Origin of the sequence: Enterobacter sp. 302C9 (genome assembly GCF_034106085.1) — a bacterium.
In the GTDB taxonomy this organism is placed as follows: Bacteria; Pseudomonadota; Gammaproteobacteria; order Enterobacterales; family Enterobacteriaceae; genus Enterobacter; species Enterobacter asburiae_B.
The window spans coordinates 320794-336594 of sequence record NZ_JAWNBW010000004.1; the positions used below are offsets into that span (position 1 = coordinate 320794).

Here is a 15801-nt window from a genome sequence, read left to right on the forward strand (position 1 = left end):
TTAACCACATTCTTTTGACCCCGACGGCGGAGCCTCGCCCCCTTGAAATACCTCGTCTCCTTTCGTACTACGCTGAAAGTTTCTCGCTATCTGTTTCGGGCGCTGGCGCTCTTGCTTTGGCTGCTGGTGGCCTTGTTCTCGGTGTTTTACATCGTTAACGCGCTACACCAGAAAGAAGCGGAGATCCGCCAGGAGTTTAACTTAAGCTCCGACCAGGCCCAGCGCTACATTCAGCGAACGTCTGACGTGATGAAGGAGCTGAAGTATATTGCCGAAAATCGTCTGACGGCGGAAAACGGCATTCTTGCGCTTCGCGGGCGTAACGACAAAACCGAAGTCCCGGACTTCCAGCCGCTGTTCCCGGATTCCGATTGCTCCACCATGAGCAATACCTGGCGCGGGTCGCTGGAATCCCTTGCCTGGTTTATGCGCTACTGGCGCGACAATTTCTCCGCCGCCTATGACCTGAACCGCGTATTCCTGATTGGTAGTGAAAATCTCTGCATGGCTGACTTTGGCCTGCGCGACGTGCCCGTTGAGCGTGACGATGCGCTGAAAAGCCTGCATGAACGTATTGTGAAATACCGCAATGCGCCGCAGGACGAGCGCGGGAATAACATCTTCTGGGTTAGCCAGGGCCCGCGACCGGGCGTGGGCTATTTCTACGCCCTGACGCCGGTGTATCTGGGCAATCGCCTGCAGGCGCTGTTGGGGATTGAGCAGACCATTCGTATGGAAAACTTTTTCACTCCGGGCAGCCTGCCTATGGGGGTGACCATTCTGGATGAAAACGGTCATCAGCTGATCTCACTCGCCGGGCCGGATAACCGGTTAAACGTTGAACCTCACTGGATGCAGGAGCGGTCGTGGTTTGGCTATACCTCTGGCTTCCGCGAGCTGGTGCTGAAGAAGAGCCTGCCGCCTTCGTCGCTGAGTATTGTCTATTCGCTGCCGGTAGATATGGTGCTTGAGCGGATACGTATTCTCATCATGAATGCGATTCTGCTGAACCTGATCGCGGGCGGGGCGCTGTTTACCCTGGCGCGCATGTATGAGCGGAAAATCTTTATTCCGGCCGAAAGCGACGCCCAGCGGCTGGAGGAACACGAGCAGTTTAACCGGAAGATTGTCGCGTCGGCGCCGGTGGGGATCTGCATTCTGCGTACCCAGGACGGAACCAACATCCTGAGTAACGAGCTGGCGCATAACTACCTGAACATGCTGACGCACGAAGATCGACAGAGGCTGACGCAAATTATCTGCGGTCAGCAGGTTAACTTTGTCGACGTGCTCACCAGCACGCACACCAACCTGCAGATCAGCTTTGTGCATTCCCGCTATCGCAATGAAAACGTGGCGATTTGCGTGCTGGTGGATGTCTCCGCGCGCGTGAAGATGGAAGAGTCGTTGCAGGAGATGGCGCAGGCCGCGGAGCAGGCCAGCCAGTCGAAATCCATGTTCCTTGCCACCGTCAGCCACGAGCTGCGAACGCCGCTGTACGGGATCATCGGTAACCTCGACCTGCTGCAGACCAAAGAGCTGCCGAAAGGGGTCGACAGGCTGGTGACGGCAATGAACAACTCCTCCAGCCTGCTGCTGAAAATCATCAGCGATATTCTCGACTTCTCTAAAATTGAGTCTGAGCAGCTGAAAATCGAACCGCGGGAGTTCTCGCCGCGCGAGGTGATGAACCACATCAGCGCCAACTATCTGCCGCTGGTGGTGCGTAAACAGCTGGGGCTCTACTGCTTTATTGAACCTGACGTGCCGCTGACGCTGCACGGCGATCCGATGCGCCTGCAGCAGGTCATTTCTAACCTGCTCAGCAACGCCATCAAATTCACCGACGTTGGCTGTATCGTGTTGCACGTCTGCCGGGCGGGGGATTACCTGAGCATTCGCGTGCGCGACACGGGCGTCGGCATCCCGGCGAAGGAAGTGGTCCGCCTGTTCGACCCGTTCTTCCAGGTCGGGACCGGCGTGCAGCGTAACTTCCAGGGCACCGGACTGGGGCTGGCGATTTGTGAGAAGCTCGTCAGCATGATGGACGGCGATATCTCTGTGGATACCGAGCCCGGCATGGGCAGCCAGTTCACCATCCGTATTCCGCTCTATTCGGCGCAGTATCCGGCAAAAGCGACGGTGGACGGGCTGAGCGACAAGCGCTGCTGGCTGGCGGTGCATAACGCCTCGCTGAATGACTACCTGACGGCGCTGCTTGCCCACAGTGGAGTCAGGGTGTGTCTCTATGAAGGTCAAACACCGGATGTGGACGATGTGCTGATCGCCGACGAGATGCCGGAGCAGCCGTGGCAGGGGAGAGGGTCGGTGCTCTTCTGCCGTCGCCACATCGGCATTCCTGTCGAGCGGGCGCCCGGGGAATGGGTACACAGTGTTGCAACGCCGCACGAGCTGTTGAGCCTGCTGGCGCGTATCTACAAAGTGGAGCTGGAAGAGCGCGACGGCGCGGGCGGATTGCCGTCACCGGAGTCTCTGGCGTCGGTGAATGACGATATGATGATTCTGGTGGTGGATGACCATCCGATTAACCGTCGCCTGCTGGCTGACCAGCTTGGATCGCTGGGCTACCAGTGCAAAACCGCCAATGACGGCGTGGATGCGCTGAATGTGCTGAGTAAAAATCATATTGATATCGTGCTTAGCGACGTCAACATGCCAAACATGGACGGCTACCGTCTGACGCAGCGCATCCGACAGCTTGGCCTGACGCTGCCGGTAGTGGGCGTAACGGCGAACGCGCTGGCGGAAGAGAAACAGCGTTGTCTGGAGTCAGGCATGGACAGCTGTCTGTCGAAACCGGTGACGCTGGACGTGCTGAAGCAGACGTTGTCGATTTACGCGGATCGCGTGAGAAAAACCAGAATATAAAAAAGGCCCGCAAGGGCCTTTTCGTTTTTTCACCCCCTCCCCGTGGGAGAGGGACGGGGTGAGGGCATCAGGCCACACACCCGTCCGGGATCAATCCTTGTCCGTTGCGCTCAGCGTAACGGAGGAGAGATAGTTCAGCAGAGCAATATCGTTGTCCACGCCCAGCTTCATCATCGCTGATTTCTTCTGGCTGCTGATGGTTTTAATGCTGCGGTTCAGCTTCTTGGCAATCTCGGTTACCAGGAAACCTTCTGCGAACAGGCGCAGAACTTCACTCTCTTTCGGGGACAGGCGTTTGTCACCGTAGCCACCCGCGCTGATTTTTTCCAGCAGACGAGAGACGCTCTCAGGCGTGAACTTCTTGCCTTTCTGCAGCGCAGCGAGCGCTTTTGGCAGATCGGTCGGGGCGCCCTGTTTCAGCACAATCCCTTCGATGTCCAGATCCAACACCGCGCTCAGGATCGCCGGGTTGTTGTTCATGGTCAGAACAATGATCGAGATATCCGGGAAGTGACGCTTAATGTATTTGATGAGCGTGATCCCATCACCGTATTTGTCCCCAGGCATGGAGAGATCGGTAATGAGCACGTGCGCATCAAGCTTTGGGAGGTTATTGATCAGTGCTGTAGAGTCTTCAAATTCACCGACTACATTCACCCACTCGATCTGTTCAAGTGATTTGCGAATACCGAACAGTACAATCGGATGGTCATCGGCAATAATTACGTTCATATTGTTCATGTATAAGGCTACCTTGCTACAGCAAGCTTTTGACGTAGGCGTCAATGTCGCTGATGTATTTTTCAATGCCAGAGGCATCTTTCTCACGAATTAGATGTTCCAGCGTTTCACATAACTGCTTGCCGGGAACCAGATTAAGCATGGCAAACACCCCTTTAAGCCGGTGTGCTGTCTGTGCCAGGGCTGCAAAATCATTCGCAGCGGACTCAGTATACAACCGCTTAACATCATCTGGTACTGTATCAACAAAGAGTGAATAGTATCCGCTGGCGTGAAGCTCGGCATTTTCATTGCCGCCTAACGGTGACTCCGTTATCTCTTCCTGCGCCAGCTGCTCTTCTATTAGTTGTAGTACAGCTTCCTGCATCGCATTGCTTATATTAAAGTTGACACGCAGCTGGCCAGGGCCGATTTTCCGCACGCCTGACTCATCATCGCTTAAAAGCAAGCCGGAGGCAGTAAGATTAGACGGATTATCAGTTAAAAACAGATCAAATTCTTGACTTGCAAGTCTTTCATCCGGCGTGATGCAGGCCGCTCCCCAGTTTTCTAACTGACGAACGACAATATTGCGGATCTCGTTCGAGGTCACGTCGACCATCACCACGACATCATCCAGCAGACGTTCCTCATCTTCTTCCTGCGGATTGGCCGCCATTTTCACGTGCAGAGAATAGCGGGTGCCGAGGGATTCACGGGCTTTGATATTCAGGTGGCCGCCGAGCTTACGCGCCAGCTGATCGCACAGCCAGAAGGTCAGGGCATTGGCCTTGCCGTAGCGATCGCTCTGCGTGTCATTCAGGAACGGGAAGTGCAGATTATCAATTTCACTCGTTGTGACGCCTTCCCCGGTGTCCAGGATGCGGAACGTCAGACGGTCCTCTGCCGACTCCTCGGTGCTGACTTCAAGGGTGATTTTGCCGATCTGCGTGGTGGTCACGGCGTACTGAATAATCATCAGCAGAATGCGGCGCAGCGCTTCGCGATCGCCGTGGCGTTCGTCATTCGCAGGGAGATTGTTATTGATCAGCAGCTGCAGCCCTTTGCGCTTGATGACGGGCAGTACTTCAGGCACCACTTCATCGATCAGATCCTGAATGGAGAAGAGGGCTGGCGTTCCCTTCCAGAAATCATTCTCCAGCATGTTCGCCAGCTGGATCTCATCAACCATTCTGACCAGCGAATCGGCCTGGCAGGCAAGCTGGTGGCTTTCAGAGGTGTTTAACGCCGCCGCCTGGGTCGCCAGCGTTTTTAACGGCTGCTTGAAGGCATCGCCAATGTTCTGCATAAATGCGGCGCGCCCCTGCTGGTTTTTCTCATACAGCCTTTGCGCCTGCTTGAGCTTCTTATTGACCAGCACTTCGCGATCCTGGTCGCGAATAATGAAGATTTGCGTGCGGGGAGCCACCTGGCTGCGGAACTGACGGATCTCGTACAGTTCATTGTTGATGGTTGCCTGAATCACCCCCTGGTGTTGATCCGCCATGGTGGTGATGTTCTGCAGGTTAAGGTGCGGCAGCAGATGGTCGGCAATTTTATTGCTCATCACCGTACGATTCGCTTCCTGGTCGTGAACCAGGACCCCAAGCGGCAGCACGGAAACAATCTCTTCATTCAGTGCACGCAATACGCGCAGCTCGTTGCTGGTGCCGGCCGGAACCGCAGAGGCGTCGCTCTGACGACCCGTCTGGAAACGGAAGGTGCTGTAGCCAAACAGGGCCAGCGCCAGCAGACCGATATTCAGCAGCAGAGGCAGCAGGATATTTTGCAGGGTGTCGAGCAACAGCGTGCCAAACGGTACCTGCCACACCAGGCGCATACCGGTCGAGTTCAGCGATGAGGCAATTTCGATTTTCGAGCCGTTAAAGGAGATCGATACGCTCTCTGCGGCCTCTTTGTCAGACGCCGCACGCATGTTCTGGGTGCTGCTGTCTGGCTCCAGGCGGAAGCTGTCGAGCGGCATGTCCGGCGGGATTAAATCATTAATCGGTAAATCGAAGGCCACTACCGTCGCCAGATGTCCGGGCTGGTTGAACGTGGTGCGCAGGGTAAAATAATGGCCGTTTTGCCAGGCCAGACGACGCAGGGAAGAGAAACTCTCACGTTCATCAAGGGCGTTCGCCTGCTGCAGCATCTCTGCCCGGCGGGAATCGACGATGCTGCCCACGGTTGTCTCTTTAAAGCCGGACGAGAGATCTTTTAACGGCAGCGTTGAGATCAGGATCATGCTGTTATCCTGACCGTTCAGATAATACATCGACCACGGTACCGTTTCGGCACCCCAGAGGGTATCCAGATAGGTCGAAATACGCTGCGTCATCTCAAGCGTCGCGCTGTCGTGAGAGCCAAAGATAAGGGCCTCGGTCTTACGCTGCGGTTTTTCGAGATAATAGACATCCTGCTTAAGCCGCGTTTCCTGAAGTCCATCCCCGGATGAGGAGGTCGGGGCAGCCGCGATATTGTCGTAAATCTGCCAGGTGGCGTAGCGCCAGGTGTCTATGCGCTTGTGCACGGCGTGGGTGATATCCACGACCTGATAGCTCTTATCCTTCAGCCAGGCGTTAACCGCGCTTTGTACCATCACCCCCATGGTGACTAACAGCACAACGATCAAAAGAAGAAAGAAACGGGTGATGCTCCCTGGGAGGAGGGAGAATTTGCTCGGGGCGGTAGTTTCAGTCTGACTCATTGATATCTTTAACCCGTTATGGTCGTGCTCTGTGGCGATAGGGCAGTATAAAGGGTAATAACTGAATTTCCAGCGCGACTGTCCGGGAAGAGGCGACTTTTTCTCCGGACAATATCGGCGGCGGGGAGTGCAGAAAACATGTACAAACTCGCCATGCGCGTACAAATAATCGACCCACGCCGTCAATAAATAGCACGAATTAACAAGAAATTAAGTTTTGCACCAATTTATGGACTTCGGAGAATACCCGACGAGAATTTAGTTAATAGTCGTTACAATTACGGTGCGGTAGCACAAAAAAAGAGAAGTTACGTAAAGAAAGGTAAAAAAAAACCGAATGCGAAGCATCCGGTTCAATTAGGGATAAACAGACATTCAAAACTGAATGACGGTAATAAATAAAGTTAATGATGATAGCGAGAGTTATTTTAGAGATTAGCTGCGATCTTGTTTTGTCATTCAGTGCTGTAACGCATTTTATTGCAACTTACTGATATTTATGGGGTGATTTTTTCGTTTGATTATAAATGCTAATTTTCTAAGCTATTTGTGCTTTGTAAAAGTTCCTTGATATTTACATTTTGAAACATGTTGATAGATGAATGAAACATCTTCAAAGTTTTCGTATCATATTCGCATTGGATTATTCTGTAATTTTGAGGAGAATGAAATTGCCGACTGGTTAATGAGGGTTAACCAGTAAGCAGTGGCAATTATAAGGCATATAACAGAGGGTTAATAAAATGAAAGTTAAAGTACTGTCCCTCCTGGTACCAGCACTCCTGGTGGCAGGCGCAGCAAATGCGGCCGAAATTTATAACAAAGATGGCAACAAATTAGATCTGTACGGCAAAGTCGATGGTCTGCACTATTTCTCTGACGACAAGGGTGCCGACGGCGACCAGACCTACATGCGTCTTGGCTTCAAAGGCGAAACTCAGGTTAACGATCAGCTGACCGGTTACGGCCAGTGGGAATACCAGATCCAGGGCAACACCTCCGAAAGCGAAAACGATGCCTGGACGCGTGTGGCGTTCGCGGGTCTGAAATTCGGTGACGCGGGTTCTTTCGATTACGGTCGTAACTACGGCGTAATCTACGACGTAACCTCCTGGACTGACGTTCTGCCAGAATTTGGCGGCGATACCTACGGCGCAGACAACTTCCTGCAGTCCCGTGCTAACGGCGTAGCGACCTACCGTAACCAGGACTTCTTCGGTCTGGTGGATGGTCTGAACTTTGCCCTGCAGTATCAGGGTAAAAACGGCAGCGTAAGCGGTGAAAACGTAGGTGGCCGTAGCCTGCTGAAACAGAACGGCGACGGCTACGGTGCATCCGTGACCTATAACCTGGGCGAAGGTTTCAGCGTGGGCGGCGCAATGTCCTCCTCCAAACGTACCGCCGATCAGAACGGCGCAAGCGTTTACGGTCATGGCGATAACGCAGAAGTCTATTCTGGCGGCCTGAAATACGATGCCAACAACATCTATCTGGCAGCGCAGTACTCCCAGACCTACAACGCAACCCGTTTCGGTACCTCTAACGGCAGCAGCCCGACTACCGCTTACGGCTTCGCTAACAAAGCGCAGAACTTCGAAGTGGTTGCTCAGTACCAGTTCGACTTCGGCCTGCGTCCATCCGTGGCTTACCTGCAGTCTAAAGGGAAAGACATCGAAGGTTACGGCGATCAGGATCTGCTGAAATATGTTGATGTTGGTGCGACTTACTACTTCAACAAAAACATGTCCACCTACGTGGATTACAAAATCAACCTGGTTGATGAAAATGAATTCACCCGTCAGGCGGGTATCGGTACTGACGATATCGTAGCGCTGGGCCTGGTTTACCAGTTCTAATCGCTTCACCGTGTGACGTAAGGGGCCTGATGGCCCCTTTTTTGTGCTTCCCGGATTCTCACAACTCACCCGTTTTGGTGTACTCTTGCCGCCCTGGCATGAGGATAATAATGAATGGACATGACTTTTTTACGCGCCAGCTTTCTGGCTATGCTTTTTTTCCTGACCGCGTGTAACGATCCCACACCCGTGGCGAAAACCGACGCACCCGCCGCGACGGTGCTCGAAGGCAAAACGATGGGCACCTTCTGGCGCGTCAGCGTGATGAACCTCGATAAAACGCGTACAGATGAACTTCGCGGCAAAATCCAGTCTCAGCTGGATGCCGACGATCAGCTGCTCTCAACCTATAAAAATGATTCGGCGCTGATGCGCTTTAATCTCTCCACCAGTACCTCCCTGTGGCCGGTGAGCGAAGCGATGGCCGATATCGTGACCGAATCCATACGCGTGGGTTACAAAACCAACGGGGCGATGGATGTGACCGTCGGACCTCTGGTGAACCTCTGGGGATTTGGCCCTAACAAACAGCCGATGACAACGCCTGAACAGGCGGCCATTGATGACGCCCGCGCCCGGACAGGGCTGCAGCATCTGACGGTGATCAATCAGTACGGGCAACAGTACCTGCAAAAAGATATCCCCGATCTGTTTGTCGATCTGTCGACGGTTGGGGAAGGGTATGCGGCGGATCATCTTGCTGCGCTGATGGCCCAGGAAGGCATTTCCCGCTATCTGGTCTCCGTGGGCGGCGCGTTAGTCAGCCGGGGGATGAACGCCAGCGATAAGCCGTGGCGCGTAGCGATTCAAAAACCGACCGATCGGCAAAATGCCGTGCAGGCGATAGTGGATATCAACGGTCACGGCATCAGTACTTCCGGAAGCTACCGTAACTATTACGAGCTTGACGGGAAGCGTATTTCGCATGTTATCGATCCGCAGACCGGCCGTCCCATCACGCATAATCTGGTCTCGGTGACGGTCATTGCCCCCACCGCGCTGGAAGCGGATGCCTGGGATACCGGATTAATGGTTCTCGGCCCGGAAAAAGCCAAAGAGGTGGTTCGCCAGGAAGGACTGGCGGTTTATATGATCACCAAAGAGGGCGACGGGTTCAAGACCTGGAGCTCGCCGCAGTTCAAGAGTTTCCTGGTGCACGACAAAAATTAAAAAGCAAGGTTGCGGGTTTTTTATCACTGGCGCTCAGGCACGCTCTATGTATGCTTACATGAGGAGTCGATAATGAGAAACCCGACCTTTATTACCGATGAGGATCGCTGGCAGGCCGTGCTGGCCCGCGATCCGCGCGCTGACGAGCGGTTTGTCTTCGCCGTACAGACTACGGGAATTTTCTGCCGCCCGTCATGCCGTGCCCGCCACGCGCTGCGTAAAAACGTCCGCTTTTATCCCGATGCCCACCATGCCGTACAGGCAGGATTTCGCCCGTGCAAGCGCTGCATGCCGGACAAACGCGATCCGCAGGAGCAGAAGCTGGCAAAAGTGGAACACGCCTGCCGTCTTCTGGAGCAGGATCCCACGCTAACCCTTGAAGGGCTGGCGCAGCAGGTGGCCATGAGCCCTTTCCATTTCCACCGTCTGTTTAAGTCCGTGACCGGCATGACGCCAAAAGCCTGGCAGCAGGCGGCGCGAGGCCAGCGCCTGCGCACCGCGCTTGCACAGGGAGACAAAATTACCGACGCCGTGCTGGCAGCGGGGTTTCCCGACAGCAGCAGCTATTATCGTAAAGCCAACGATGCGCTGGGCATGACGGCGAAGCAGTACCGCAAAGGGGATGTGGCGGTGCGTTATGCCATCAGCGACTGTTCGTTAGGACGCTGTCTGGTGGCAGAAAGCGAGCGGGGGATCTGCGCGATCCTGCTGGGTGACAGCGATGAAGAATTAGCCGAAGAGCTTGCCGCGCAATTTCCAAAAGCAGCACATGCGCCGCTGGAAGAGGATTTCGCGCAGCGGGTCCAGCAGGTGATTGCCAGTATTGATAACCGCGACGTACCGCTTGCGCTGCCGCTGGATATTCGCGGAACCGCTTTCCAGCAGCGCGTCTGGCAGGCCCTTCGCAACATTCCCTGCGGCGAAACGGCAAGTTACCAGCAGGTGGCGCAGGCGATTGGCCAGCCCAGTGCGGTACGCGCCGTTGCCGGCGCCTGTGCGGCAAACACGCTGGCGATTGTGATCCCCTGTCATCGCGTGGTTCGTAACGACGGCGCGCTGTCGGGTTACCGTTGGGGGACGGCGCGAAAAGCGCTATTACTGAAACGTGAGGCGAAACGCCAGGAGGGATAATGCTCGATCTTTTTGCGGATGCTGAACCCTGGCAGGAGCCGCTTGCGCCGGGGGCGGTGATCCTGCGCCGCTTTGCGCTCTCCCGTGCGGCGGCGCTGCTGGCCGGTATCGACGAGGTGACGGCGGTTTCGCCGTTTCGCCATATGGTGACGCCGGGCGGCTACACCATGTCGGTAGCCATGGCCAACTGCGGGGAACTGGGCTGGGCGACGAACGAGCGGGGCTATCTGTATGCCCCGAACGATCCCGCTACCGGCCAGCCGTGGCCCCCGATGCCTGCGGTTTTTCAGGCTCTCTGCCACGAGGCCGCCGTAGCAGCGCAGTATCCTGACTTTCGGCCGGATGCCTGCCTGATCAACCGCTACGCCGTTGGCGCGAAGCTCTCGCTGCATCAGGACAAGGATGAACCCGATCTGCGCGCGCCTATCGTTTCGGTATCGTTAGGTTTGCCTGCCGTCTTCCAGTTTGGGGGATTACGCCGCAACGACCCGCTCAAGCGCATCATGCTGGAACATGGCGATGTGGTGGTGTGGGGCAGGGAGTCGCGGCTGTATTATCACGGCATTCAGCCGCTGAAGCCCGGGGTTCACCCGCTCACGGGCGAGTACCGTTATAACCTGACCTTTCGTCAGGCGGGGTACAGTAAACTAAAATAAGAATTATTCTTGATGTACACGCAGGGCAGTTTACACTGCTGGCTGATTTTTATTGTCCGGATTGCCTGCATGCAACTACTTCTCCTCGTCTGGCGTCAGTATCGCTGGCTCTTCATTGCAGTAATGGCGTTAAGCCTCGCCAGCGCCGCGCTGGGTATTGGCCTGATCGCGTTTATTAACGTGCGGTTGATTGAAATGGTCGACACCTCGCTCTCCGTTCTGCCGGAGTTTCTCGGCCTGCTGCTCCTGTTGATGGCGGTTACGCTCGGTTCCCAGCTGGCGCTGACCGCGCTCGGGCACCATTTCGTTTTCCGTTTGCGCAGTGAGTTTATCAAGCGGATCCTCGATACCCAGGTTGAGCGCGTTGAGCAGCTCGGCAGCGCATCCCTGCTGGCGGGGCTGACCAGCGACGTGCGCGCCATCACCATCGCGTTCGTTCGGCTGCCGGAGCTGGTGCAGGGGATCGTTCTGACCTTTGGCTCGGCTGCCTATCTCGCCTGGCTCTCCAGCAAAATGCTGGCGGTGACCGCCCTGTGGATTGCCATTACAATCTGGGGCGGCTTTATGCTGGTGTCGCGCGTCTATAAACACATGGCGGTGCTGCGCGAAACCGAAGATAAGCTTTATAACGATTACCAGACGGTGCTGGAAGGGCGCAAAGAGCTCACCCTGAACCGCGAACGCGCCGAGCATATCTTTAATCATCTCTATATCCCGGACGCGCGCGAATACCGTCATCATATTATTCGCGCCGACACCTTCCACCTGAGCGCGGTGAACTGGTCAAACATCATGATGCTGGGTGCCATTGGCCTGGTATTCTGGATGGCGAACGGCCTGGGCTGGGCGGACACCAATGTAGCGGCAACCTACTCGCTGACGCTGCTGTTTTTACGCACGCCGCTGCTCTCGGCGGTTGGTGCGCTACCCACCCTGCTGAGTGCGCAGGTGGCCTTTAATAAGCTCAAAAAATTCGATCTCGCGCCGTTTAAAGCCGAATTCCCGCGCCCGCAGACCTTCCCGAACTGGCAGACGCTGGAGCTGCGTAACGTCACGTTCCGCTATCAGGACAGCGCCTTCTCCGTGGGGCCGGTCAACCTGACGATCCGCCGCGGTGAACTGCTGTTCCTCATCGGCGGCAACGGCAGCGGTAAATCTACGCTGGCGATGTTGCTGACTGGACTCTATCAGCCGCAGTCGGGCGAGATTTTGCTGGATGGCAGGGCGCTGAGCGCGGAGAAGCCCGAGGATTACCGCAAGCTTTTCTCGGCGGTGTTCACCGACGTCTGGCTGTTCGATCGGCTGCTGGGGCCGGAAGGGCAACCGGCCAATCCTGCGCTGGTGGAAAAATGGCTGGCGCAGCTGCAGATGTCGCACAAGCTGGAGTTACAGGACGGGAAGATCCTCAACCTGAAGCTTTCCAAAGGGCAGAAAAAGCGCGTGGCGCTGCTGCTGGCGCTGGCGGAAGAGCGTGACATCATCCTGCTGGACGAGTGGGCGGCCGATCAGGACCCGCATTTCCGCCGCGAGTTTTATCAGGTGCTGCTGCCGCTGATGCAGGAGATGGGCAAAACCATTTTCGCCATCAGCCACGACGATCACTACTTCATTCATGCTGACCGCCTGCTGGAGATGCGTGACGGCAAGCTGAGCGAGCTGACCGGTGAAGAGCGCGATGCGGCATCGCGTGACGCGGTAGCGCGCACGGCCTGATGCCCTTACCCTGGCCCTCTCCCACTGGGAGAGGGGATAAATCGTGGCCGCGATGCCGCTTTTTTCTCCATCCCGTCCCATTGTTTATTCTTATTTACATATCCCCACGCTATGCTTAACCCCAACTCATTTAATGGATTTATGATTGATGTCGGTATTAAAGAAAAACAGCGCCAGACAGCGTGACCAGGAGCGCGCGCGACTCATCTGGCTTCTCACGACCGATAAAGCGGTCACTTCTACGCTTTTAGGCAAACTCACCCTGGCTGAGCAATATGATGTCGGCACCCTGGCCGACGATATTGCTGAGGTAGGTGCGCTGGTTGCTCATTTACCCCCACCGGATCTGGCGGATACCCTTGAAGCGCTTCCCTCGGAAGAACGTCACGCCCTGTGGCGTCTGGTGCAGGATCACGAGCGCGGGCAGGTGCTGCTTGAGGCCTCCGAAAACGTCTGGGACGACCTGATCGACGAGATGAGCGACCGGGATATTCTCGACGCTCTGCAAACCCTGGATATCGACGAGCAGATTTACCTCGTTCAGCATCTGCCGCGAAACCTGACCGGTCGCCTGCTGGCGTCGCTGCCTGCCGATGAACGCGCGCGCGTCCGTCAGGTGATGCACTACGAGAAAAACAGCGTCGGCGCGATCATGGAGTTCGGCGTTATCACGGTGCGACCGGACGTCACGCTCGGTACCGTGCAGCGCTATCTGCGTCGCCTGGGCAAAATGCCGGACAACACCGATAAACTCTTTGTTACCTCCCGGGATAAAACCCTGCTTGGCGAGCTGGAGCTGAAAACCATCCTGCTCAACAGCACCCAGCGGAAGGTGAGCGAGGTGATGGAAAACGAGCCGATGGTCTTCTCCCCGGAAGACGACGCGGAGAAAGCGGCGCGTACCTTCGAGCGTGACGACCTGGTGAGTGCCGCCGTCGTGGATTCCGTCGGCAAACTGATGGGGCGTCTGACCATCGATGAGATCGTTGATGTGGTCTATGAAGAAACCGACAACGACCTGCGCGCGCTCGGAGGGATCAGCGCCGAAGATGACGTCCATGCCTCCGTCGGCAAGGCGGTGAAAACGCGCTGGGCGTGGCTGGCCATTAACCTGTGTACCGCGTTTATCGCCTCCCGCGTGATCGACGGTTTTGAACACACCATTTCGCAGCTGGTGGCGCTGGCCTCGCTGATGCCGATTGTGGCCGGAATTGGCGGCAACACCGGAAACCAGACCATCACCATGATCGTCCGCGCGTTGGCGCTGGAAAACATTCAGCCCGGTAACTTTGCCTTTCTGATCTTCAGGGAGATGGGCGTGGCGCTGATCAACGGCCTGGTGTGGGGCGGGATTATGGGCGGCATAACCTGGTGGCTGTACGACGATATGGCCCTGGGCGGCGTGATGATGCTGGCGATGGTGCTGAACCTGCTGGTGGCATCAATGATGGGGGTCATTATCCCGCTGACGATGACCAAACTGGGGCGCGACCCCGCGGTGGGGTCGAGCGTGATGATCACCGCCATCACCGATACCGGCGGTTTCTTTATTTTTCTTGGGCTGGCGACGATTTTTCTTCTGTAGCCCGACGCTTAATGCGGGCGGGGAAGAGTGCCATGACGATAATCCCGCCCAGCACGCCAATCGCCAGATTGCCGGTTGATACCGTGGCGGCAACGGTGACCAGCATGACGACCGTTTCTGCTATCGGGGCCGTTTTCACCGTGGCTGGCTGAAGGCCGTGCCAGCTGAAGGTTTTGACGGCGACAATCGCCATAATACCCGCCAGCACCGCCATCGGGATGTTGGCCATCACGTCGCTGAGCACCGTCACCAGGATCAGCAGCACAATGCCCGCCGCAAAGGTTGAAATGCGGCTTCGACCTTTCCCCATCTCCACGTTGACGATGGTTTGTCCGATCATCGCGCAGCCTGCAATCCCGCCATAAAATCCGGCCAGAATATTGCCGACGCCTAGTCCAATGCTTTCGCGGCGTTTACCTGACGGTGTCGCGGTCAGCTCATCCACCAGCTTTGCCGTCAGCAGGGATTCCAGCAGGCCGACAAACGCGATGCTCAGCGCGCACGGCCAGATAATGCTCAGCGTCTGCACATTGAGCGGGACCAGCTGCTCGGTAAGACCCGGCAAACCGCCGCTCATGGAGCCTTCATCGCTCACGGTCGGCAGGGTTTGACCGGTTGAAACGGTGAACAAGGTAAGCACAACAATCGCAATCAGCGGGGAAGGGATGCTTTTGATATAGCGCGGCACCCACAGCACGATCAGCAGCGTCAGGACGAACAGGCCCACAATCAGCGGGCTTCGGCTCCAGAAATGCGGCACCTGAGCGAAGAAGATCAAAATGCCCAGTGCGTTAACAAATCCGGTCATGACCGACTGGGGTATAAAGCGCATCAGCCTTGCCATGCCCAGCACGCCAAACAGAATCTGAATCACGCCCGCCATCAGCACGGCGGGAAGAATGTACTGTACGCCGTGCTGATGCACCATCGGGCCAATGACCAGCGCCACGGACCCGGCCGCTGCCGTGACCATCGCCGGACGGCCCCCGAGTACAGACAGGGCAAGACACAGCACCACGGAGGCGATCAGGCTGACCTTAGGGTCAACGCCCGCCACCACCGAAAATGAGATAACCTCGGGGATCAGCGCCAGGGCGGTAATCACGCCTGCCAGCGTTTCACGCGTCAGCCGCTTTGGGGAACGCAACACGTTGGCTACGCGGTCTTCGGGGGATACAGCAGAATGGGGTAGGGACATAACAGTTCGCTGGTTAGGGCAGGCTTCCGTGCGCGCGATCGCAAAACGCAACATACTATCCAGTAAAACCGCGCTTTACCAGACGCATCGATAATTCCTCACAAACAATCCATCATTAAATTTCACAATTACAATAATTTCGTAACCTTTAAACAATATTTAAAAGTTGTTAC

General features: G+C 56.0%; 10 protein-coding genes. 7 read left to right on the forward strand and 3 right to left on the reverse strand.

Translation table 11 applies throughout. The features are described 5' to 3' along the window. Positions 1-42 precede the first annotated feature (42 nt). Complete coding sequence (rcsC, locus tag UR289_RS11345; RefSeq protein ID WP_039263203.1) at positions 43-2889, forward strand: two-component system sensor histidine kinase RcsC; 2847 nt, start codon at positions 43-45, stop codon at positions 2887-2889. 90 nt (positions 2890-2979) lie between these two features. Here rcsC and rcsB read toward each other — a convergent pair whose 3' ends face one another. Next, positions 2980-3630, reverse strand: a complete 651-nt coding sequence (rcsB, locus tag UR289_RS11350) for a response regulator transcription factor RcsB (RefSeq protein WP_003859405.1) — start codon at positions 3628-3630, stop codon at positions 2980-2982. A gap of 16 nt (positions 3631-3646) precedes the next feature. Further along, positions 3647-6319: a phosphotransferase RcsD gene (gene rcsD / locus UR289_RS11355; protein ID WP_058841535.1), complete on the reverse strand. Its 2673-nt coding sequence runs from the start codon at positions 6317-6319 to the stop codon at positions 3647-3649. A gap of 743 nt (positions 6320-7062) precedes the next feature. Between rcsD and UR289_RS11360 the strand changes: the two genes are divergently transcribed. The 6 genes from UR289_RS11360 to mgtE all read left to right on the forward strand — a co-directional run bounded on the left by UR289_RS11360 (position 7063) and on the right by mgtE (position 14430). After that, positions 7063-8175, forward strand: coding sequence for a porin OmpC (locus tag UR289_RS11360; RefSeq protein WP_047060579.1), 1113 nt, complete (start codon positions 7063-7065; stop codon positions 8173-8175). Positions 8176-8289: 114 nt separating this feature from the next. Then, on the forward strand, positions 8290-9345 hold the full coding sequence (apbE, locus tag UR289_RS11365) for an FAD:protein FMN transferase ApbE (RefSeq protein WP_033146056.1): 1056 nt from the start codon (positions 8290-8292) through the stop codon (positions 9343-9345). Positions 9346-9417: 72 nt separating this feature from the next. Beyond that, positions 9418-10476: a bifunctional DNA-binding transcriptional regulator/O6-methylguanine-DNA methyltransferase Ada gene (gene ada, locus UR289_RS11370; protein ID WP_087823045.1), complete on the forward strand. Its 1059-nt coding sequence runs from the start codon at positions 9418-9420 to the stop codon at positions 10474-10476. Further along, the gene (gene alkB / locus UR289_RS11375) at positions 10476-11132 is read left to right on the forward strand and encodes a DNA oxidative demethylase AlkB (protein WP_213729947.1); all 657 of its coding nucleotides are present in this window, start codon (positions 10476-10478) and stop codon (positions 11130-11132) included. Before ada ends, alkB begins: the two co-directional genes overlap by 1 nt. A 69-nt stretch (positions 11133-11201) precedes the next feature. Beyond that, positions 11202-12845 (forward strand): multidrug ABC transporter permease/ATP-binding protein, encoded by a 1644-nt coding sequence (locus UR289_RS11380; RefSeq protein ID WP_320710131.1) that lies wholly within the window; start codon positions 11202-11204, stop codon positions 12843-12845. Between the two features lie 148 nt (positions 12846-12993). Next, positions 12994-14430 carry a magnesium transporter gene (gene mgtE / locus UR289_RS11385; RefSeq protein WP_021241530.1) on the forward strand — a complete coding sequence of 479 codons (1437 nt, stop codon included), beginning with the start codon at positions 12994-12996 and terminating at the stop codon, positions 14428-14430. On the opposite strand, the gene UR289_RS11390 is transcribed toward mgtE, so the two are convergent. Then, on the reverse strand, positions 14393-15682 hold the full coding sequence (locus UR289_RS11390) for a SulP family inorganic anion transporter (protein ID WP_320710133.1): 1290 nt from the start codon (positions 15680-15682) through the stop codon (positions 14393-14395). The genes mgtE and UR289_RS11390 overlap by 38 nt on opposite strands. Between the last annotated feature and the right edge of the window lie 119 nt (positions 15683-15801).